Here is a 21,142-nt window from a genome sequence, read left to right on the forward strand (position 1 = left end):
AGCTGCCCCTGCTCGCGCTGGGCCTGGCGGGCGGCTGGTCGTTCGTCGCCGTCGGCCTCGTCGTCAGGGCCAGGCAGCCCGCCGGCCGCTCCGGCGGGCTGATGACCGGAGCCGGGCTCTGCCTGCTGTTCTCGGGGGTCAACTACCTCGACGAGCGCTGGTCCGTACTGGCGGGAAACGTCATCGGGTGGCTGGCGCTGACGATGCTCGCGCACGTCGTGCTGGTCATGCCGGAAGGCAGGGCCGTCGGGCGCGGGCAGCGGGCCACGGTGCTCGTCCTGTATCTCGGCATGGCGCAGGCGCTGGCCGTCTGGCTGCGGTTCGGCCGGCTGGGCGACGGCAGCTGCACCTGCCTGCCGCTGGTGCCCGGCGGCGAGAGCCTGTCACGGCCGCTGATCGCCGCCGTCGCCGTGTTCCTGTGGCTGTTCGGGCTCGCGCTGACGGCGATGCTCGCCTGGCGCTGGCTGGTCCGGCTGCCCGCGCCGCGCCGCCACACGTTCGCCCCCGTCGCGCTGGCCGGCGGCCTGATGCTGCTCGCCACCTGGACGCGGCAGGCCGTCTACCTGTGGCCGGACGCCGCCGACCCCGATCTCCAGGCCGTCCTGCACGGGCTGCAACTCCTCACGCTGGTGCTCTGGCCGCTGGGAGTGCTGGCGGGGCTGGTCCGCGCCCGGCTGGACCAGGCGGCGGTGGCGCGGCTGGCCGACCGGCTCGGCCCGTCACCGGGCGCCCTGGAGGCGACGCTCGCCAGCGTGCTGCGCGACCCGACGCTGCGGCTCGGCTACCGGACGGGCGACGGGTACGCGGGCACGGCGGGCGACCCGCTCACCGTCCCGGGCACGCGGTCCGCCGCGTACCTGGAGATCGACGGGGAGCCCGCGGCCGTGCTGCTCTATGACCCCGCGCTGGACCTCGACCCTGAGCCGGTGCGGTCGGCGGCGGCCATCGCCCGGCTGGTCGTGGAGAACGAGCGCATGCGGGCCGAGCTGGCCGCCCAGCTCGCGGAGGTCCGCGCGTCCAGGGCCCGCATCGTCGCCGCCGGCGACGCCGAACGCCGGCGGATCGAGCGCAACCTGCACGACGGAGCCCAGCAGCGGCTGGCCGGGCTCGCCGTGCTGCTCGGGCGCGCCCGGCTCCGCAACGCCGATGCCGAGGTGGCGGGCCTGCTCGACGAGGCGGTGACGGGCCTGCGCGCGGCCCTGGCCGAGCTGCGCGAGCTGGCGGGCGGCATCCACCCGGCCATCCTGTCCCAGGCGGGGCTGGCCGCCGCGCTGCGCTCGCTCGCGGAGCGCTCGCCCGTCCCCGCCGTGGTGGAGGAGGCGCCGGACGGGCGGCTGCCGCCCGAGGCCGAGCAGGCCGCCTACTTCGCCGCCGCGGAGGCGCTCGCCAACGTGGCCAAGCACGCCGGCGCGTCCAAGGCGACGATCAGCGCCGTCGTACGCGACGGGATCCTCCTGCTGGAGGTCGGGGACGACGGGAGGGGCGGCGCGCGAGCGGAGGCCGGGACGGGCCTGCGCGGTCTGGCCGATCGCGTGGCGGCGCTCGACGGCACCCTGCGCGTGCACAGCCCGCCCGGCCAGGGCACCCGCGTGACCGCCGAGATCCCGCTCAAGGGGAGCTGACGGCCGCCGCTCAAGGAGAAGCCGTCATGCCCGCAGGTAGGCCAGGACGGCCAGGACGCGGCGGTGGTCGTCCTCCGTCGCGGCCAGCCCCAGCCGGACGAAGATGTTGTGCACGTGCGTCTCGACCGTCTTGGGGCTCAGGTGCAGGCGGTGGCTGATCGCCTGGTTGGAGCGGCCCTCGGCCATCAGCGCGAGCACCTCCCGCTCCCGGTCGCTGAGCCGCGCGACGGGTCCGTTCACGCGCCGCCTGCCGACGAGCCGCTGGACGACGTCCGGGTCGATCACCGTGGCCCCGTCGCGCACCCGCTTGAGCGCGTCGGTCAGCTCGGTGACGTCGGCGACCCGGTCCTTGAGCAGGTAGCCGACCCCGCGGGCGTCCTCGCCCAGCAGAGCGATCGCGTGCTGCGCCTCGATGTGGTTCGACAGCACCAGCACGCCCACCCCCGGGTGCTCCCTGCGGATGCGGTGGGCCGCCTCCAGTCCCTCGGCGTTGAAGCCGGGCGGCATCCGTACGTCCACGACGACGACGTCGGGCGGGTCGGCCCGGACCGCCGCGAGCAGCGCCGGGGCGTCACCGGCCTCCGCGCTGACCGTCACGCCGCAGTCGCCGAGCAACCTGGCCAGCCCCTGCCTGAACAACACACTGTCCTCAGCGAGCACGACGCGCATAGTGCGCCATAGCCTAGCTTTTCGGGGTTAACCCTGAGCGGTTTGGGGGACCGCCCGGTGGGCAACCGGTCCTGGCGTTGCCAGCCTTTCAGGGTGAAAGACTTCGACTCCTCGGCGGCCGTCAGGCTGATAGAGGTGACCAGGCGTTTCGGCCGCGGCAAGAGCGCCGTGGCGGCGCTGCGCGGCGTGTCCGTCGGTCTGAGGGCCGGCACCTTCACCGCGATCATGGGCCCGTCGGGATCGGGCAAGAGCACCCTGCTGCAGTGCGCGGCGGGCCTCGACCGGCCGACCTCCGGCCAGGTGCTGCTGGGCGAGACCGACCTGGCCACGATGAGCGAGTCGCGGCTGACCAAGCTGCGCCGCGACCGCATCGGTTTCGTGTTCCAGTCGTTCAACCTCATCCCCGCGCTGACCGCGCGGCAGAACATCACGCTGCCGCTGCGGCTGGCGGGGCGCCGCGCCGACAAGGACTGGCTGGAGGACCTGGTCAAGCGCACCGGGCTGAGCCAGCGGATCGGCCACCGGCCCACGGAGATGTCGGGCGGGCAGCAGCAGCGGGTGGCGATCGCCCGCGCGCTGATCACCCGGCCGGCCGTGGTGTTCGGCGACGAGCCGACGGGCGCCCTCGACATCGCCACGGGCCGGGAGATCCTCGGCCTGCTCAGGGAGGTCGTCGACACGCTCGGCCAGACCCTGGTGATGGTCACCCACGACCCCGTCGCCGCCTCCTACGCCGACCAGGTGCTCTTCCTGGCCGACGGCTCGATCGTCGACAGCATGGACCGGCCCGGCGCCGACCAGGTCGCCGCGCGGCTGACGCGCCTCGGCGGGTGACGGCATGCTGCGTCTCACGCTGAGCACCATCCGCACCCGCAAGATCGGGTTCGCCGGGTCGTTCGCCTCCGTCCTGGTGGCGGTGGCGCTGATCTCGGCCTGTTTCATGATGATCCAGTCGGGGGTGAGCGCGACGCCCGCGGTGGACCGGTTCGGGGCCACGGCCGCCGTCGTACGCGCCGATCCTGACCTGCACATCGGCTCCGGTGACGACGTGGAGGACGTGCCGCTGGAGCGGTCCAGGCTGACGGCGGCGCGGCTGGCGGAGCTGGGCGCCGTTCCCGGTGTCGAGGCGGTCGTCGCCGACACGCCGTTCTACGCGCAGGCGGTGGACCGGCACGGGGCGACGCTGGCGGGGCCGGGCGGCGGGCCGTCATGGGGGCACGGCTGGCCGGTGGCGCGGCTCACCCCGTTCACACTGGCCGCCGGGCGGGCCCCGGGCACGGACGACGAGGTGGTGCTCGACGCCGACCTGGCGCGGCGCTCCTCCGTCCGCCCAGGGGACGAGGTCCGGGTCGTGACCGTGGCGGGCACCCGGCGCTTCCGGGTCAGCGGCGTCGCCCGGCCGGCCACGGGGCGTGCCGGGCTGCCGTCGCAGTCGGCGCTCTTCTTCACCGAACGGACCGCCGCCCGGCTGTCCGGCTCGCAAGGCGCGGCCGACTTCGCCGGAGTGCTCGCCCGGCCGGGAACCTCCGCCGCCGACCTGGCGAACCGCCTGCGGCGCCTGCCCGAGACGTCAGACCGGTCTGCCCGTACGCAGGTGCTCACCGGGGACGACCGGGCACGGGCGGGGGCGCCTGAGACGGCCGAGAAGCTGGAGTACTCGACGGACTTGTTCGGGCCGATGGCCGGGATCGGCGGCTTCCTCGCCGTCTTCGTCATCGGCGGCACCTTCGGCCTGTCGATCCTGCAACGCCGCCGCGAGATCGCGCTGCTCCGGGCCATCGGCACGACTCCGGGGCAGATCAGGCGCATGATCGCCGGAGAGGCGATCGTGGTGGCGCTGCTGGCCGCCCTGCCCGGATACGCGCTGGCCGTCCCGCTGGCGCGGCTGCTGCGCGCCGTGCTGGTCGCGCGCGAACTCGCGCCCCCGGAGTTCGTCGTGGTGACGGGCGCGCTGCCGCTGATCGCCGGTGGGGGCGCCGGGCTGCTCCTGACGCTGCTGTCGGCCCTCACCGCGGTACGGCAGGCGGCCCGGGTACGCCCGGCCGAGGCGCTGCAGGAGGCCGCCATGCCACGGCGGATCATGACCTGGCCACGCCTGATCCTCGCGCTGCTCACCCTGGGCGGCGGGGGCGCGATCCTGGCGCTCAGCCAGCACCTCGGCGGCGAGGTCGGCGTCGCCTTCCTGGCCCTGGTGGTCATCCTGTTCATGGCCTCGGCCGGGCTGCTGTCCCCGGTCCTGACGCGGCTGCTCGAACGCCCGGCCGGGGCGGTCGTCAGCGCCGTCACGCGGACGACCGGCTGGCTGGCGCACGCCAGCTCGGCCGCCGCGATCCGCAGGGTGTCGTCCGGCGCGGCCGCCATCATGATCAGCGTGGCCATGGCCGGATACGCGCTCCTGGTGACCGCCGTCCTCAACGACACCACCGCGGCCCAGGGCCGGGAGCGGGTCGTCGCGGACCGGGTCCTGGTGCCGCGGAACGGCCCGGGCCTGCCTCCCGACGTCGCGGACGCGGCCCGGCGGCTGGACGGCGCCGAGACGGTCTCCGCCACGCGCGCGACCGCGTTCTCCTCGTACGTCCTCGGGACGCCCGACACGCTGCCCGCGCAGCTGGTGGACCCCGACACCATCGGCAAGGTGCTCGACCTGCGGGTCCTCGAGGGCTCGCTGGCCGCCGTCAAGGAGGCGGGGACCGTCGCGGTCAGCCGCACCCACGCCGGCGAGCACGGCTGGCACGTCGGGTCCCGCTTCCACGGGTGGCTGGCCGACGGCAGTCCCGTCGACCTGCGCGTGGGCGCCGTCTTCGACCGGGCGCTCGGCTTCGCCGACGTCGTGCTCCCCCGGACCGGGGCGGGGCCGGAGCTCGACACCGCCGTCCTGGTTCGCGCCCGTCCGGGGCACCTCGGCGAGCTGGACCGTGCGCTGGCCGCCCTCGAGAGGGAGCAGCCCGCCGTGCGGGTGCTGGGCCGGGACGAGTACGCGGGAGCCGCCGAGACGTCGATCGCGCGGAACGTCACCGGGACCTACCTGGTGCTCGCCGTGCTGGTGTCGTTCACGGCGGTGTCTCTGGTGAACACGCTGGTCATGGGGACCGCGGCGAGGGCCAGGGAGTTCGCGCTGCTGCGGGCCGTCGGGGCGAGCCGCCGCCAGATCGTCCGGATGATCGGCTGGGAGACGGGGATCGTGCTGCTGATCGGTGCGGTCGTGGGCACGGTGATCGCCTGCGTCGCGCTGGCCGGGGCCAACGGGGCACTGTCCGGGACGATGTGGCTGTCCGGACTGCCGATGCCGCTCTACCCGCTGGTGCTGGCGGGGGTCGCCGCCATGGGGTTGGCGACCAGCGTGCTGGCGTCAGGGATGGCGCTGCTCTCCCGCCCGATCGACGCCCTGGGCGGCGCCCGCGAGTGACGTGGGAGATGTGTTGTCCTTTTTCCGACAATGACGGGAAAGGACGGCGCGGGCCCGCGGCAGTGGGCGATCATGGATGGCATGCTGCGCGTTCTCGGCCTGTCCGCGGCCGAGCAGGACCTCTACGAGGCGCTGGTGGAGCACTCCCCCGTCACCCTCGAAGAGCTGGACCGGCTCGCCGCCCAGCACCTGCCTCCTGGGCTGACCGGCGCCGTCGCCGTCAGGCTCGAGGAGCTCGGACTGATCGCCCTGCTCCCCGAGGACCCGCCCCGGTTCGTCGTCGTCCCGCCCGAGATGGGGCTGGACGCGCTGATCCGCGAGCGGGCCCGCGAGCTGGCCGAGGCGCGGCTGCGCGTCGGCCAGCTCGCCACGCGCTACCACCGGACCACGGCCGCGCAGGAGTCCGGCGGCCTGGTGGAGGTGGTCATCGGGCGGGAGGCGGTGCTGCGCCGTTTCGAACAGCTCCAGCGCGGCACGCGCAAGGAGATCCGCATGTTCGACGCGCCGCCGTACGCGGGCGTGGTGGGTGGCAACACCCAGGAGTTCGACCTGCTGAGCCGCGGCGTCGACTACCGGGTCGTGTACGACAGGCGCGCCATCGAGGTACGCGGGACCCTTCAGGCCATCGCCGGCTACATCGCCGCCGGCGAGCAGGTCCGGGTCGGCGACGTACCCATGAAGCTGGTGCTCAGCGACTATCCCATGGGGCTCGTGCCGCTCCGCCACGACCTGCAGATGGTCGAGTCCGCGCTCGTCGTGCACGACTCGACGCTGCTCGACGCGCTGACGGCGCTGTTCGAGATGTACTGGGAGCGGGCGGTGCCGCTGCACATCAGCCACGGACGCGCGCAGCTGGCGGAGACCACGAGCCCGACCGGCGCGCAGCGGGACCTGCTCGCCCGGCTCGTGGCGGGCCAGACGGACAAGGCGATCGCGGCCCACCTCGGATGGAGCGACCGCACGGTACGCCGCCACGTACGCGCGATGATGATCCAGCTGGACGCCCAGACCCGCTTCCAGGCCGGCTACCAGGCCGTCCTGCGCGGGTGGCTGACCGACGAGAAGAGCTCGCAGGATGACGCGACCACCACATGACGGCCCCGGCGGCAGAGCCCGGCACGCGCTCGGCGCGGCCGGGCTCACACCGGACGAGGAGGCGGTGTACGAGCTGCTCGTCGACTCCTCGCCGGCGACTCCGGCCCGGGTGGCGTCACTGGGAGCGGCGGCCGGGCTGCGTCCGGAGGTCCTGCCCGGGCTGCTCGGGACGCTGGAGGCCAAGGGGCTGGTCACCAGGTCCACCGACGAACCGCCGCGTTATGCGGCCGTCGCCCCGGAGGTCGCCCTCGACGTCCTCCTGGTCACGGCGGAACGGCAGCTGGCCCAGGCCCGCGAGCACGCCGCCGAGCTCGAGCGCGCCTACCAGCGCCGCGTCACCGAGGACGCGCCTCCGGTCGTCGTCGAGGTCGTCACCGGCCACCGGGCGGTGCAGCAGCGGCAGGCGCAGATCCAGCGCGGGGCGTCGCACCAGTTGCGCGTCTTCTCCAAGCCGCCCTACTTCGACCCGCCGGGCAGCGTGGCCGCGCAGCACGAGCTGCTCGCCCGAGGCGTCACCGTACGCATCATCTACGAGCGGGCGTTCGTGGACCGGATCGGGGCACTGCGCCAGATCGAGACGATGATCGAGGCGGGCCAGCAGGCTCGGGTGCTGCCCAGCCTGCCCATGAAGCTCTACCTCATGGACGACCGGTTCGCGCTGCTGCTCCTGCGGCACCAGCCCGACGACCCCGACGCCGACGCCGCGCTCATCGTCCACCCGTCCGGCCTGCTCCAGGCGTTGAGCAGGCTCTTCGAGGGGCTGTGGCAGCGAGCGCTGCCCCTGGGCCTGCAGCCGCCGGCCCCCGGCGCGTCGCCGCCGTCCCGCGCCCGTCAGCCCGGCCAGGACGACGAGCGGCTGATCGCCCTGCTGCTCGCCGGTCTCACCGACGAGGCCATCGCCCGCCAGCTCGGCATCAGCCACCGCACGGCGGAGCGCCGCATCGCGGACCTGACGAGCAGGCTCGGCGCCCACACCCGCTTCCAGGCGGGCGTCCAGGCGGCCTTCCGCCATCCCCCGGCCACGGAGTGACCGGGGGTTTTCAGTGACCGCAGGCGGCACGTACGTCCGCCACCAGGCGCACGGCTTCGTCGACGGTGCGCCCGATCTCCTCCCGGGTGCCTCCGACGGCGGCCAGCAGCGCCTGCGCGCGTTCCGCGAAGCCGGCGGGCGCGGACGGAAGCCTGGCGGCCGAGGCGACCATGCCCTTCTCGTTGATCAGCCAGGCGCCGTCGGCGGCGTGCAGGGCGTGGCAGACGACGCCGATCGCGCGGAAGACGGCCCCGGCCGCGTACACCGGGTCCTGGCCGGAGGCGCCGTACCGGGCGATGGTCAGAGCGAAGTCGGCCTGCCCCAGCCCCCGGACGAGGGCCTCCCGCAGCGGCGGCGGGTACTCCTTCGACACCTCCCCCCGCAGCGCCGACAGCTCGCCGGTGGGGTCGGAGAGGACCTTGCACAGGGCGACCTCGCCGGCGTAGGCGTGGGAGTAGAAGCCGAGCGGGTGTCCGTTCTGGAAGCCGATCTCGTAGCGGCCCTCACGGCAGTCGCCCCAGATGCGGCGGACGCGGTCGAGGTCGCGGTAGATCCAGTCCACCCGCCATCCCTCCACGGTGAGCCAGCCGCCGCCGTCCACCCACGGCCCCCAGCCGCCCGGCTCGGTCACCTCGGTCGGCTCGCCCGTCACCTCGCGCGCCAGCGCCCGCAGGCCGGCCACGTCGAGCGGGCCCCGGTAGTAGAGGCCCAGGTCGATGTCGGAGTCGGGGCGGTGCGTGCCGCGTGCCCGGCTGCCGCCGAGTACGACGGCCACCACGCCGGGGACCTCGGTGAGTCGGGCGGCGATGGCGTCGATATCCGGATTCTGCACAAGGCGAACAGTACTCGTTGAGCACCTCATGGACCGTCTCGCGCATCGTCCCGGCATCACCGGCCGCTGACCGCCTCCTCTGTGGTTCCGGGGTTCCGGGCGACGCTCACCGGACGTCGCCCCGAGAAGTCGCCCGCTACAGGTGCCTGTCGAGCAGGATGCGCCCGTTCTTGGTCAGCCGGACGTCGATGCTCCTGATTTGCTTCTTGGTCAGCCCGGTCGTGCCGACGGGCATGGTCGTGGTGTCGGGCGACGCCATCCAGGTGGCCAGCCTGGTGCTGCTGCCCATGACGTCGGTGACGTACATGGCGTACTCGAACGTCTTGGGCTCGGCCGGGCCGGCGGGCACGGCGTAACGGCAGGTCACCTCCACTCGGGTGCCCCAGGGTTCCTGGATGACGCGCACCTCGGCGGTGACAGGGCTGGGAATCGTCTGCAGCATCGGCAGGGCGGCCTCCTGCCGCTCGGGTAGGAGCGGGGACGCCATCACCCCGGCAAGGGCCGCCGCGATGGCGACCGCGCCGGCACGTATTCGGCCCCGCCGCCGGGCCCGCCGGCTGGCGTCCATCAGCTCGCGCAGCAGACTCGCCGGCACCTCGGCAGGCGAGGGGTCGGCGTGCGGCGGGCGCAGGGCGCGATCCGCCGGGACGGCCGAGAGGATGCCGGGTATGCCGGCGAGCGAGGCGACCGCCTGCGAGCAGGCGGCGCATGCGCTCAGATGCTCTTCGTACTCGAGTCGTTCGCGGGGTGACAGGGCCCCTAAGACGTACGCCGCATCCCATTCCGCGTACGGATCCGTTGAGGACATCAATGAGTGGTAACCCCCCTTTCCTGCAGCGCGAGTCGCAGGGCCCTGAGAGCGTAGTGCAGTCTCGACTTCACCGTGCCGGGCGGCAGATCGAGCTTGTCGGCGAGTTCGGCGACGGATTCGCCGCCATAATAGGTGCGCACGATGACGGTTCTGTGGTTCTCCGACAGTTGCGCGAGGGCGTCGGTGACCAGCCAGGCGTCGAGTGTGGCGTCTATCTGGTCGGCGCTGGACGTTTCGGGGAGCCGGTCGGTGCCGACCTCCCGGCGTACCTGAGCGCTGCGGCTATGGTCGATCACCACGTTCCTGGCCACGGTGTACAGCCAGGCGCGCGACGCCGTCTCACCCTTGTGGAAGACCTCTGGACTCTTCCAGGCTCGTAGCAGCGTTTCCTGGACGACGTCATGGGCGAACTGGTTGTCGCCGGTCAAGCGGACAACGAAGCGCCACAGCGCGGGCGCGTGCTCGTCGTACAGCGCCCGCAGGAGTGCCGCATGCGCGTCGGTCATGTCCACACCTATGTGAGTAGGGGGTTACTTTCCCGGGAAAACAGGCCTTCGCTTGCTCAGGAAGGCTTGCGTGCCCTCGCGCATGTCCTCACTGGTGAACGTGCGGCGGAAAGCGTGCGCCTCGATGTCGAGCGCGGCGCCGATCTCCCGGCCGCGCGAGTCGTTGACGGCCTCCTTGCACAACGCCACGGCGACCGGCGAGTTCGCTGAGACCAGCGCCAACGACTCGTACGCCGCCTTCAGCATCTCCTCCCTGGTCACGAACACCCGGTTGACCAGGCCGATCCGCAGGGCCTCCCCGGCATCGACGTTGCGGCCCGTGTAGATCATCTCCCTGGCCCTGCCGGGGGCGACGTGACGTTGCAGCCGCACGCATCCGCCGAAGGCGGGGATCAGCCCGAGCCGTACCTCCGGCTGGCCGAATACGGCGTCCGCCGTCGCGTAGATGTAGTCGCAGGCCATGGCCAGCTCACACCCGCCCCCGAGCGCGTACCCATTCACGCAGGCGATCACCGGGAACGGCAGCGCCTCGATCAGCCGGGTGACCTCCTGGCCCAGCCTGCCGAATTCCTCGCCCTCCTCCGGCGTCATCGCCGCCATCTCCCGGATGTCGGCACCGGCGACGAAGGCGCGTTCTCCCGACCCGGTGAGGACCATCCCGCGGAAGCCGGTCAGGCCCGTGAGGAAGCGTCGCAGCTCGGTGAGGGTCTGCCGGGACAGGGCGTTGAGCACGCTGGGCCTGTCAATGGCGAGCGTCACGATGTCATCATCGTCGTCGACCGTCAGTGTTCGGAAAGCCATGGATCGTCCTCCAGAGATCACGCGCTGTCAGGTCAGGAATCCCAGATCGCTCCGTACGCGGGGACACCCCGCATCTCAAGTTGTTCGACGAGGTGCCATGTGGTCTTCTTGTTGGAGATGCAGATGATCGCCTCGGCGTCGAACTCCACATACGTCCGGTAGGCCAGGGCCAGAAGGTCGGGCTTGCCTTGGGCATCGGTGTCCCAGACGACCGCGTCCGGCTGCACGGCGAGGATCTCCTCCACCAGTTCGTCGCCGTATGTCGTGCGGGGGTGCCGTGTCGACCAGACCAGCCGCGACGGCGTGTCGCGGGACAGCAGGTGCGGCAGGCACGGGCCGATGCCGCTGCCCGTGGCCACCCAGACGACGCGCGCGAACAGCTTGTCGATGTTGCCGACGCCGGCCGTCGGTATGCCCTTGACCCACAGGTGAGAGGGACCGTCGTCGATCAGTGACCCCGTCCAGTCGCCGGCCCGCGAGACGGTGAGCCGGAAGCCGTTCCTGCCGGGGGTGGGCACGTTGGCGAAGGAGTGCCACTCAAGCAGCGGATTACGGCTCACGGTGGTCGACGAGCCCGCGAACGGCGTGACGCCGTAGTCGAACCCGAGCAGGGCCACGTGCGACGACGGCCTGGAGATCCGGACAGGCACGCGCCGCAGGCGCAGCCACGGCAGCGCGACGCTGAGGGTGATGGCCGTGAGCGCCCAGAACGTCGCCTGGTGGGCCGCGGTCAGCAGCGCATGCGCCCAGAACAGGGCGAGCACCGTCCAGCCGCCGAATCGGTGCACGACCTCGAACACGTTGTGGAGCCGCGCCCGCAGCGGGGGCAGCGCGAAGATCACCATCGTGACCAGCAGCGCCAGGATCGCGTACGCGAGCATGAGCAGTCCCGCGGAGACCCCGGCGGGGCGCACGGTCATCACCCCGGTGAGGAAGGCGAACCACAGGGTGGCCGCGACCGCCCCGCCGACGTGTAACCCGCCGAAATGATAGACCTTGCCCAGAATGCGCCGGACCGCCAGCGGCCAGCGGACGGGGGCATCGGTGGCCACGTGGAAGAGCAGGTTGATGACGTACTGCTGGCGGATCAGCACGGCCAGGGTGACATTCGCGACCACCAGGAGGGACAGGGTGCTCGGGTCGGCCCACCAGCCGGCGGTGATCGCGTGGACGAGGAATCCCGTGTTGACGGCCAGCACGACGGCGGCGAGCCGGTTGTAGTGCATGCAGCGCCGACCACTGACCAGGCTCCTGATCGCCGAGCGTGGCGGAGGCAGTTCGAGCGCGTCCGACAAGGAGCGCACGACCGTCATGCGACCACGTCGATCAGCGGGTCGGGCAGGGCGTTCTTGTCGACCTTGCCGCGGTCGGTCATCGGCAGCTCGTCCACGGCCACGACGCGGGAGGGCACGCAATAGTACGGCAGCGACTGCTCGACGGCCTTCCTCGCCGCCTCGACGTCCACGCTCGCCGGGCTGACGAAGCCGATCAGCTCGCCCTCGCGCAGGACCGTGGTGGCGCGGGCGCAATCCGCGGTCAGCTCCAGTGCGCTGGTGACCGCGTCCAGCTCGACCCGGAAGCCTCTGACTTTCACCTGGTCGTCGGTGCGACCGTGGTGTTCCAGCTCACCGTCCGGTGTCCAGCGGCCCAGGTCGCGAGTGCGGAACATCAGATGGCCGCCGCCACGGAAGGGATCGGGCCGGTACCTCTGCATGGTCACGACGTCGTTTCCGAGATAGCCCGCGGTCACGCAGGCGCCGCCCGCCCACATCTCGCCGATCTCGCCGATCGGGCATGGCCTGCCGTTCTGGTCGAGGATGTAGACCGTGGTGTTGGGCAGCGGTCTGCCGATGTTCAGGACGCGGCGCCGCGGATCGTAGCGCTGCATCGTGTTGACGATGGTGACCTCGGTGGGTCCGCACGCGTTGTGGAAGGCACAGAAGCGAGACCAGGTGTCCGCCAGATGCCGGGGGCAGCGCTCGCCCGCGACCGCGACCACCTTGACGTTGCGGCACCGAGAGGGGTCGAGGGAGCCCAAGATTCCCGGGGTGGCGATGACGACGTCGACGTCGCGCACGGTCTCCTCGATGTCGTCGCCGCGGATGACGAGCGTGGCGCCATGCGACAGGGCTCCAAGGGTCTCCCAAACCGCCATGTCGAAGGCGATGTTGAGGATCTGGGCCACCCTGGTGCCAGGGCCGATTCCCAGGGAGCCGGGCTCGTTCAGCAGGATGTTGCACAGGTTGGCGTGGGTCACGTTGACGCCGTTGGGATGGCCGGTCGTCCCAGAGGTGAAGATGACCACCGCCACCTCGCCCGACCCGCCCGGGACACCCGAGGACCACTCCCCCGATCGCGGGACCTCGTCCACCGCGATGACCTCGTCCACGGCGATGACCTCGTGACGATCGCCGGCGGGGATCCTCGGCACCGAATCAGAGGAGGTCAGGATCACCTTGACGGAGGCCGTGTCGACAATGTGGCGCAGGTGGACGGCCGGGGTGATCCGGATGTCCTGCGGCACGTAGGCCGCGCCGGCCTTCAAGATCGCGAGGATGCCCACGACCATCGGGATTGACCGGGTCATGAACAGGCCGACGCGGTCGCCGGGACGCACGCCACGGTGGGCGAGTGACGCGGCGAGGCGGTCGGCGTGGCGGTCGAGTTCCAGGTAGGTCATGCTCTCGCCGAGATGGGTGACTGCGGTCGCGGTCGGCGCGGCCTTGGCGTGGGCCTCGAAGGCATGGTGAATGCGGTCGAACGCCGGGGCGGCCTCCGGGCCGACGCCGAAACTCTGGAACAGGATCCGATCCGCCGAAGGAAGATCGACAAGAGCAGAGCAGTTCAGACGCAGTGTCACTGGAAGTCTCCCGCTGAGTCGACGTGAGCTTGCTGTCCGCGTTTGGCTGATCTTCGAAACGATGTAGCCGCCGAACCGGTTCAACGATGGGGTGAACTTTCCGCAATCGATTCGCCCTGGCTGCGACGGGGTCTCGGTAGCCACTCCCCGACGCCTGCCGGGTGCCACACCGCTTTCACGCGAGCCTCGCCGACCAGGACGTCCTGTGGAGCACGCGAATAAGCGGGGCAGGGTCGAGAACGAGGAGAAGCCGCTCACCGCCGAGGAGTGCGCGGAGCGCCGCGAGCCATGCGCTGAGCAAATTACGACTTCGCTGATGTGCAAGGTCTTGGAGGTGGCGCGGTCGGTTATCACGCCTGGAAAAGCCGCCGGGAGCCGGGTCGCATTCGTGAGGATGCCGCACTTACCGAGGCCTTCAAGGGGATCCGCCACGAGCACGAGGACCGGCTCGGGGTCGCCCGGACCGTGGTCGAGTCGGCCGAGCGCGGTCGCTTTCACTCGGCCAAGCGGATCCGGCGCCTGGCGCGGGTGGCGGGCCTGGCCTGCGTGCATCCCAGGCCGTACAGGGGGACGACGGTGCCGGACGGGGCGAACAAACCGCCCCGGTCGATCCTTTCGAGCGGAACTTCTTGCCCGATCGGCCCAACGAATTGTGGTTCACCGATATCACGTATATGCGAACGTGTACGGGATGGGTGTACGCGTAAGGTGGTCGGCTGGTCCGTGGCCGACCATATGCGAGCCGAACTCGTCACGGATGCCCGAAGATGGCCATCGAGCGCCGTCGTCCAAAGGCCGGCCGGGCGATCATTCATTCCGGCCCTGGGTCGCAGGGCAGTACACCGGCGGCGCGTCCAGGGATCTCGCCTTGGTGATGAGGCCATTCCTTCGGCTGGGCATACGGGGCTCTGTTTCGACAATGCGATGTCGGAGTCGTTCAATGGAACCATCGGCAAGAAACTGATCTACTTCCACACGTGGCCGGCCCTGGAAAGGGTTCGGCGCGAGGTGTTCAGGTACATCGAAATGTCCCGCGTTCCATAATTCATATGTCCATGAAGCCAGCGGGCTCCACCTGGCCCACAAGGCATCGCAGCAGGGCTTCGCCTCCGTGCTGGAACGACTCGGTTCGAGCATGCGCGTATGGGCCAACACGTCAGCGAACGTCACCTGGTCTTGGTGCTCCGCGAGCATCTGATCCATGACAACCGGCACCGGCCGCACCGGTCCCGGCACCAACGCCCCCGGACCTCGCAACGTAGCCACCCGCGACGTGACCGGGAACGGGCCGGGAAGAAGGCGTACCGCGCTGCGGGGGAGCGACTGCATGCCTGCCTGTTTCCTTCGTCAGAACGCTTCGGCCCTCCCGGGGCAGGGTCAACGATCGCTCTCTTGCCCGCCGTAAGCACTCAGCAGCCGGTCGTACTCCGCCTGCGTGACGGGGAGCACCGAGCCGTGCTTGGCTTCAGGGGGCAGTTCGTAGCTGGTCGACGGGACCCACTTCCCCGAGTCGAGAGCGGTGGCCTCGAACGGGACGTAATTGCGGCCCCCGAACTCGTCGATGAACATGTACCACTTCTCCTCCGTGTTCGACTTGAACACGGCCGGGCCCTCGCCACGGCTGATCGCCCCCTCGCCGATGCGGTCGGCCACGAAGCCATATGACGTGGAGACCAGTTCGCGGGACTTCTCGGCGGTGATGAACTTCGCGCCCGGCGTCGGCGTAGCACGCCTTCGGCGCCCAGGCGTTGCCCGCCGCGTCCGGGGCCACCCTGACCAGGCGCACGCCGGTCCAGTTGACCAGGTCCGTGGAGTCCCACACCACGATCGACCTGCTGCCCGTGCGCTGCGCCCTGTCCCAAATATCCGACACCTGCCCATCCGTACCGCCCGAGGTGCGCAGATCCGTGGCGATGAGGTGGAATCTGTCCCCTTCGGGGGAACGGATCAGGAACGGGTCGCGGAGTCCTCCAGTGCCGAGGCTGGAGGTCAGGACGGGCTGTCCGGCGTTCAGTTCCTGATAGCGCAACGGGTCGTTGCCGCGGCTGAGGGCCATCCGGATCCGTTCGTCGCCGGCTGCGCGGTTGCCGACGAAATAGACGAGCAGGTAGCCGGTGTAGAACGGTTCGGGCTGATACACAAATGCTCCTGAGCAGGGGTGAAGGGGGTCCGGCGGGAGCCGTTCCCGCGAGCCTGGCGGTGGACACCCGGCGCATGCGCCTGAAACGCCGTACGCGGTGGCCGGGAATGTCATCGGCTTCGCACGGCTTGCCCGTGTCCGCGGCCTCGCGAGGCAGGCGATGACCGCGGCCACCTCGTCGGCGGTGACCAGGCGTCTCATGGGTTGGCGTGCGTTGAGGGCGGAGCGTTCGGCCTCGGGATCGGCGGCGCGCTCCAGCAGGTGCCCGATCCACCGGAGCGCCGGCGGTGCCGGGGCACCGTTCTTGGCGAAGCAGGGATCAAGGAGCGCATACAGGGGAAGGCGGACAGGCTGGTGCTGCGCGCAGGAAAGCAGGAGGAGAGCGGGCGGCGCCTAGCTGAGCGGCTGGTCGGACCAGGCCTCGGCCATGACCGCGCGCATCAGGGGCCGCGGGTTAGGGGTGATCCCGAGCGCGCGAGCGATCTCCTTGGGAGAGCCACCCTGGCCCGCGCAGCTCGCGTACCTATCAGAGGTGGAGGAGTCTATAGAACGCCCGTTCCGGTTGCAGCCCGGCCTACCGTATCCGGCCGCAAGAGCCGCCCGTCTGAGCCTTCACCTCCTGGTCTGTACGCTTACCGGTGTGACCCGCCGCCCGCACACCCGCCCTCCCGTCCTCGCGGACGTGGCGAGGGCCGCCGGCGTTTCCGTCCCCACGGTGTCTCGGGTGCTGAGCGGGTCCGCGCCGGTGAGCGCCGATAAGCGCAGGCAGGTCCTGCGCGCGATCCAGGAGCTGGGATACCGTCCCAACGCCGCAGCGCGCGCCCTGGTGACTGGCCGTCGCTCCATCATCAGCGTGCTGACCAGCGACACCACCCGGTACGGTTATGCCAGCACGATACGGGGGATCGAGGAGGCTGCCCGCGCGGTCGGCCTGGTGGTCGCCCTGACGATGCTGGACGGCGACGACGAGGAGGCGGCGCGGGTAGCCGTGGACCTTGCGCTCGACCAGCCGCTCGCCGGGATGATCGTGCTCGAGTTCGATATTCAGGGCAGCCGGGCGCTGGCGGCACTGCCCGACACGCTCCCCGTGGCGGCGGTGTCCTCCGCCGGGCAGGGCAGGAGCGTCCCGCGGGCCCTGTTCGACGACCACGCCGGCGCGCGGGATGCGACGAACTACCTGCTCGGACTGGGCCATCGCACCGTGCACCACGTGGGGATACCGGCCTCCGGCCGGCCGAGCGGGCGGCTGCTGGGCTGGCGGGAGGCGCTGGAGGCGGCGGGAGCCCCGATTCCGGAGATCGTGGAGAGTGACGGGACCCCGCGCTCGGGCCTCCAGGCCGGCGCGCGCCTGGCCAGGCGCGGCGATGTGACGGCGGTGCTGTGCGGCAACGACGAGGTCGCCTTCGGCGTGATCAAGGCCTTGCAGGACGAGGGTTCGCGGGTCCCCGAGGACGTCAGCGTCGTCGGCTTCGACGACCACCCGCTGGCCGAGATCTGGACTCCTTCGCTGACCACGATGAGCCAGGACTTCGCCGAACTGGGGCGCATGGCGGTCGACTTCCTGCTCGGCAGGCTGGCAGGCGTGCCGGTCGCGGCGGCGCGGTCGACCCCGCGCCTGGTCGTGCGCAAGAGCACCGCTCCACCCGCCGGCTGACCTCGGCCTAGGAACCCTTGGAACCGCGCAGACGCGTGGTCATGTTCCTACATGACATCTCGTGTTGAAAGCGTTATCAACCCATTTCCCCTGGTCCCCTTGCCACATCGCTTGATAAACGTTTTCATAGCTGAACCGCACCGTATGTCCGGCTTAAGGAACGTGATGACGAGCAGAACCATCCAGTGGCGTCCCGGCTCCCTCGACCTGGTCCTCGAGCGGCCCGAAGACGCTCCGGCCCGCATCGCGAGGCTCGCGACCGCGTCGCCCGCACCGGGCGCCGTGGCCCCGTTCCGGATGCAGCCGCTGGTCGAGCTCATGGTTCTGGGGGAGGGCCGGGGACTGTCCAACACCCGGTTCACTGACACCGCCGCCGGATCGCGGCTCCGGTTCGCGGACGCCGTCGAGCAGACGGACGGCGACTGGCGCGAGCTGCGGGTGAGGCAGCGTGACGAGGTGACCGGTCTGGAGGCGACCAGTGTCTTTCGCGCCAGGACGGACGTCCCGGCCCTGCAGGCCTGGACCGAGGTCACGAACACCGGGCCGGTGCCCCGGGTTCTGCAGATGGTGTCGTCCTTCGCCTCCGGCGCGCTGGCCGAGACGGCGGACGACGGCGACCTGGTCCTGTGGCGGGCGCGCGCCGACTGGTGCGCCGAGGGCAGGTGGGCGGCCATCCCGCTGTCCGGGCCGGACGGGCTGGCGGACATCAACAGCGAACTGCACCAGCACGACGGCCGGGGCGCGCTCGTCACGGTGAGCAAGAGCACGTGGTCCTCGGGCGAATACCTGCCGACCGGCGTCCTGGCGAGCGCCCGCACCGGCCGGGCGTGGGGCTGGCAGATCGAGCACAACGGCGCCTGGCGCTGGGAGGTGGACCGCCGCCGCGACGGGGCGAACGCCGTCTCGCTCGTGCTGAGCGGCCCCACCGACCTCGACCACCTGTGGAGCACCCGGCTGCTCCCGGGGGAGCGCTTCGTCGCTGTTCCCGTGTCCGTCGCTGTGTCCGACGAGGGTTGCCAGGGAGCGCTGGCCGCCCTCACCCGGCAGCGGAGGGCGATCCGCCGCGCGCATCCCGCAGCAGGCGACGCGCTGCCGGTCATCTTCAACGACTACATGAACACCCTCATGGGCGACCCGACCACCGAGCGCCTGCTGCCTCTCATCGACGCCGCCGCGGAGACCGGCGCCGAGTACTTCTGCGTCGACGCGGGCTGGTACGACGACGGCGGGAACTGGTGGGACAGTGTCGGCGAGTGGCGCCCCTCGACCGGCCGGTTCCCGGACGGCGGGCTCGCCCGGGTCTTCGATCACATCAGGGCCAGGGGCATGCGCCCCGGCCTGTGGCTGGAGCCGGAGGTCGTCGGGGTGCGCAGCCCTGTCGCCGCGATGCTGCCTGACGAGGCGTTCCTGAGCCGGAACGGCGAGCGGGTCGTGGAGCACGGCCGGTACTTCCTCGACCTGCGCCACCCCTTGGCCAGAAAGCATCTCGACGAGGTGGTCTATCGCCTCGTGCACGACTACGGCACCGGATTCTTCAAGCTCGACTACAACGTCACCCCGGGGCCGGGCACCGATCGGGGCGCGCTCCAGCCGGGAGAGGGACTGCTCGAGCACAACCGGGCCCACTTGGCGTGGCTGGACGACCTGCTCGGCCGCCACCCGGAGGTGATCTTCGAGAACTGCGCCTCGGGAGCCATGCGGGCCGACTACGCCATGCTGTCCCGCCTCCAGCTCCAGTCCACCTCGGACCAGCAGGATTGGCGGCTCTACGCCGCCATCGCGGCGTCCGCGCCCGCCACGATGCTCCCCGAGCAGGCAGGCAACTGGGCCTACCCGCAGCCGGGGATGCCCGCGGAGGCTCTGGCCTTCACCATGATCAACGGTCTGGCCGGGCGGCTCTACCTGTCGGGGCATCTCGACAAGATGAGCCGGGCCGAGCGGGAGCTCGTCGCGGACGGGGTGGCGGTGCACAAGCGGATCAGGGCCGAGGTCGCCACGGCCGAGCCGTTCTGGCCGCTGGGGCTGCCCGCCTGGTCCGACGATGTCGTCGCGCTGGGCCTGCGCACCGGTGACACGGTGCGCCTGGCCGTATGGCAACGCGACGGCGGGCCGCACGACATCCAGGTGGACCTGCCCGGCCTGCGTGGCCGCCGGCTGCGGGTGGAGACCGAGTATCCGGCGACGCTACCCGGCTGGCAGCACCGGTGGGACGCCTCCACCGCGCGGCTCACGGTCCGTCCTGCCGTACCGGGACCGTCCGCACGCCTGCTCCGCCTGCGGCCGGAGAACTGATCCCTTTCAGCGTGGCAGCCCTCACCTCCCACCACACACGAGGAGAATGATCCATGAAGACGCGAGGCCTTTCCCGCGCGGCAGCCGCCGCCACGTGCGGGGCGCTGCTGCTGGCCGGCTGCTCGGCAGGCAACCCCGGGACGTCCTCAGCCGCAGCCGGGCCGGTCCCCACGACCTGGCCTGACCCGGGTGCCGGCCTGCAGGGGGTGACCCTCACCCTGTGGATGTCGACGCAGACCGCCGCGATGGCCGACAACGTCATCAAGTCGTTCGAGGCCAAGACGGGAGCGAAGATCAACAAGGTCGTCATTCCCGACGTCTACGAGACCAACGCGCCGACCAAGCTGGCCACCGGCGCCAAACCGGACCTCGCCACCTGGCAGCCGACAGGCAGTATGCTCGCGCTGCTCAAGCCGTCCACCGACCTGCAGAGCCTGGACGGCGCTCCGTGGCTGGCCAAGCAGACGCCGGCCATCCAGAAGCTCGGTCTGGTGAACGGGCATCAGTACGCGGCCTTCGTCAACGTCCCCTCCGTTCTCGGTGTCTTCTACAACAAGTCGGTGTTCCAGAAGGCGGGGATCACGAGCACGCCCAAGAACTTCAACGAGTTGCTTGCCGACGCCCAGAAGATCAAGTCGGAGGGGGTGGCGCCGTTCTTCGGCGCCGCCGGCGACCAGTGGCCCACCCAGTGGTGGCCACAGGTCCTGCTGGCTGAGGCGTCGAAGAAGGGCCTGTGGGAGCGGGTCAGCCAGAACAAGGAGAAGTTCACCGATCCCGAGATCCTGGGCGCCGTCCGGCAGTTCCACGACATGGTGAAGCAGGGTCTGTTCAACAAGGACGACAAGACCTCCAAGTACACCGAGTCCGGCCCAGCCCTGCTCAAGGGCCAGGCGGCGATGGTGCTGCAGCTCACCTCGTTCGCGTCGCTGATGCAGTCGACGGCGGACACGGCGACCATAAACCGGGAGATCGGCTGGTTCCCCATCTCCAAGGACGGCAACATCGCCACGTCGGTGCCCGGCGGCGACAACGCCCTGGTCGCCTTCAAGACCGGAGATCCGAAGCGGGAGTCCGGCGCCCGGCAGTTCCTGCGGTTCTGGCTGGAGACCTACTACCCCGACTACGTGAAGTCTGCCGGCACCGTGTCGATCGAGCCCGCCGTACCGGCTCCCGCCGGGGTGCCGGAGGTCGTGAAGCAGGCCTCGGCCGCGCTGGACGACGCGGCCGGCTCGATGCAGCAGAACGCCGCGGTGAACCCGGACTTCTACGTGAACCTGGCGAACATGGTCAACGGGACCATGACCCCCGAACAGGTGACCTCCACTACACAGTCGCAGTTCGTCCAGCTCGCCCAGGCACTCGGGATCCAGGGCTTCTGACGGCGGCGGGGGCACGAGCCCCCTCCCGCCCCCGCCACCACACTG

At 71.1% G+C, this 21,142-nt stretch carries 16 protein-coding genes; 8 read left to right on the forward strand and 8 right to left on the reverse strand.

Going from position 1 to position 21,142, the window contains the following annotated elements; all coding sequences use genetic code 11:
• The first annotated feature begins 101 nt into the window (after positions 1-101).
• On the forward strand, positions 102-1,622 hold the full coding sequence (locus AB0J64_RS22110) for a histidine kinase (protein WP_364029513.1): 1,521 nt from the start codon (positions 102-104) through the stop codon (positions 1,620-1,622).
• Between the two features lie 24 nt (positions 1,623-1,646).
• Here AB0J64_RS22110 and AB0J64_RS22115 read toward each other — a convergent pair whose 3' ends face one another.
• On the reverse strand, positions 1,647-2,291 hold the full coding sequence (locus AB0J64_RS22115) for a response regulator transcription factor (RefSeq protein ID WP_364029515.1): 645 nt from the start codon (positions 2,289-2,291) through the stop codon (positions 1,647-1,649).
• A 93-nt stretch (positions 2,292-2,384) separates the two neighbouring features.
• On the opposite strand from AB0J64_RS22115, the gene AB0J64_RS22120 reads away from it, so the two are divergent.
• The 4 genes from AB0J64_RS22120 (at position 2,385) to AB0J64_RS22135 (ending at position 7,822) form a co-directional block, all read left to right on the forward strand.
• Positions 2,385-3,125, forward strand: a complete 741-nt coding sequence (locus AB0J64_RS22120; protein WP_364029517.1) for an ABC transporter ATP-binding protein — start codon at positions 2,385-2,387, stop codon at positions 3,123-3,125.
• 4 nt (positions 3,126-3,129) lie between these two features.
• A complete protein-coding gene (locus tag AB0J64_RS22125; RefSeq protein ID WP_364029519.1) occupies positions 3,130-5,697 on the forward strand; it encodes an FtsX-like permease family protein in 2,568 nt (855 codons plus the stop codon).
• Between the two features lie 81 nt (positions 5,698-5,778).
• Positions 5,779-6,792 (forward strand): LuxR C-terminal-related transcriptional regulator, encoded by a 1,014-nt coding sequence (locus tag AB0J64_RS22130; protein ID WP_364029521.1) that lies wholly within the window; start codon positions 5,779-5,781, stop codon positions 6,790-6,792.
• A complete protein-coding gene (locus AB0J64_RS22135) occupies positions 6,773-7,822 on the forward strand; it encodes a LuxR C-terminal-related transcriptional regulator (protein ID WP_364029523.1) in 1,050 nt (349 codons plus the stop codon). The genes AB0J64_RS22130 and AB0J64_RS22135 overlap by 20 nt, the downstream gene beginning before the upstream one ends.
• Before the next feature lie 10 nt (positions 7,823-7,832).
• On the opposite strand, the gene AB0J64_RS22140 is transcribed toward AB0J64_RS22135, so the two are convergent.
• The 7 genes from AB0J64_RS22140 to AB0J64_RS22170 all read right to left on the reverse strand — a co-directional run bounded on the left by AB0J64_RS22140 (position 7,833) and on the right by AB0J64_RS22170 (position 15,285).
• Entirely contained in the window at positions 7,833-8,654 is an 822-nt protein-coding gene (locus AB0J64_RS22140) for a nucleotidyltransferase domain-containing protein (RefSeq protein ID WP_364029525.1), read from the reverse strand.
• 136 nt (positions 8,655-8,790) lie between these two features.
• The gene (locus AB0J64_RS22145; RefSeq protein ID WP_364029527.1) at positions 8,791-9,462 is read right to left on the reverse strand and encodes a zf-HC2 domain-containing protein; all 672 of its coding nucleotides are present in this window, start codon (positions 9,460-9,462) and stop codon (positions 8,791-8,793) included.
• On the reverse strand, positions 9,462-9,971 hold the full coding sequence (locus AB0J64_RS22150) for a sigma-70 family RNA polymerase sigma factor (protein WP_364029529.1): 510 nt from the start codon (positions 9,969-9,971) through the stop codon (positions 9,462-9,464). Before AB0J64_RS22150 ends, AB0J64_RS22145 begins: the two co-directional genes overlap by 1 nt.
• Positions 9,972-9,995: 24 nt before the next feature.
• A complete protein-coding gene (locus AB0J64_RS22155; protein WP_364029531.1) occupies positions 9,996-10,772 on the reverse strand; it encodes an enoyl-CoA hydratase-related protein in 777 nt (258 codons plus the stop codon).
• A gap of 32 nt (positions 10,773-10,804) precedes the next feature.
• Positions 10,805-12,085, reverse strand: coding sequence for a hypothetical protein (locus tag AB0J64_RS22160; RefSeq protein ID WP_364029533.1), 1,281 nt, complete (start codon positions 12,083-12,085; stop codon positions 10,805-10,807).
• On the reverse strand, positions 12,082-13,632 hold the full coding sequence (locus AB0J64_RS22165; RefSeq protein WP_364029535.1) for an amino acid adenylation domain-containing protein: 1,551 nt from the start codon (positions 13,630-13,632) through the stop codon (positions 12,082-12,084). Before AB0J64_RS22165 ends, AB0J64_RS22160 begins: the two co-directional genes overlap by 4 nt.
• 1,377 nt (positions 13,633-15,009) lie before the next feature.
• Entirely contained in the window at positions 15,010-15,285 is a 276-nt protein-coding gene (locus AB0J64_RS22170; protein ID WP_364029537.1) for a hypothetical protein, read from the reverse strand.
• Positions 15,286-16,412: 1,127 nt separating this feature from the next.
• On the opposite strand from AB0J64_RS22170, the gene AB0J64_RS22175 reads away from it, so the two are divergent.
• From AB0J64_RS22175 to AB0J64_RS22185, 3 genes are all read left to right on the forward strand, one after another.
• Positions 16,413-17,426 carry a LacI family DNA-binding transcriptional regulator gene (locus tag AB0J64_RS22175; RefSeq protein WP_364029539.1) on the forward strand — a complete coding sequence of 338 codons (1,014 nt, stop codon included), beginning with the start codon at positions 16,413-16,415 and terminating at the stop codon, positions 17,424-17,426.
• A gap of 165 nt (positions 17,427-17,591) precedes the next feature.
• The gene (locus AB0J64_RS22180; protein WP_364029541.1) at positions 17,592-19,718 is read left to right on the forward strand and encodes a glycoside hydrolase family 36 protein; all 2,127 of its coding nucleotides are present in this window, start codon (positions 17,592-17,594) and stop codon (positions 19,716-19,718) included.
• 53 nt (positions 19,719-19,771) lie between these two features.
• Positions 19,772-21,097 carry an extracellular solute-binding protein gene (locus AB0J64_RS22185; RefSeq protein WP_364029543.1) on the forward strand — a complete coding sequence of 442 codons (1,326 nt, stop codon included), beginning with the start codon at positions 19,772-19,774 and terminating at the stop codon, positions 21,095-21,097.
• The last annotated feature ends 45 nt before the right edge of the window (positions 21,098-21,142 follow it).

It is taken from the genome of Nonomuraea sp. NPDC049695 (genome assembly GCF_040674955.1).
Classification (GTDB): Bacteria; Actinomycetota; Actinomycetes; order Streptosporangiales; family Streptosporangiaceae; genus Nonomuraea; species Nonomuraea helvata.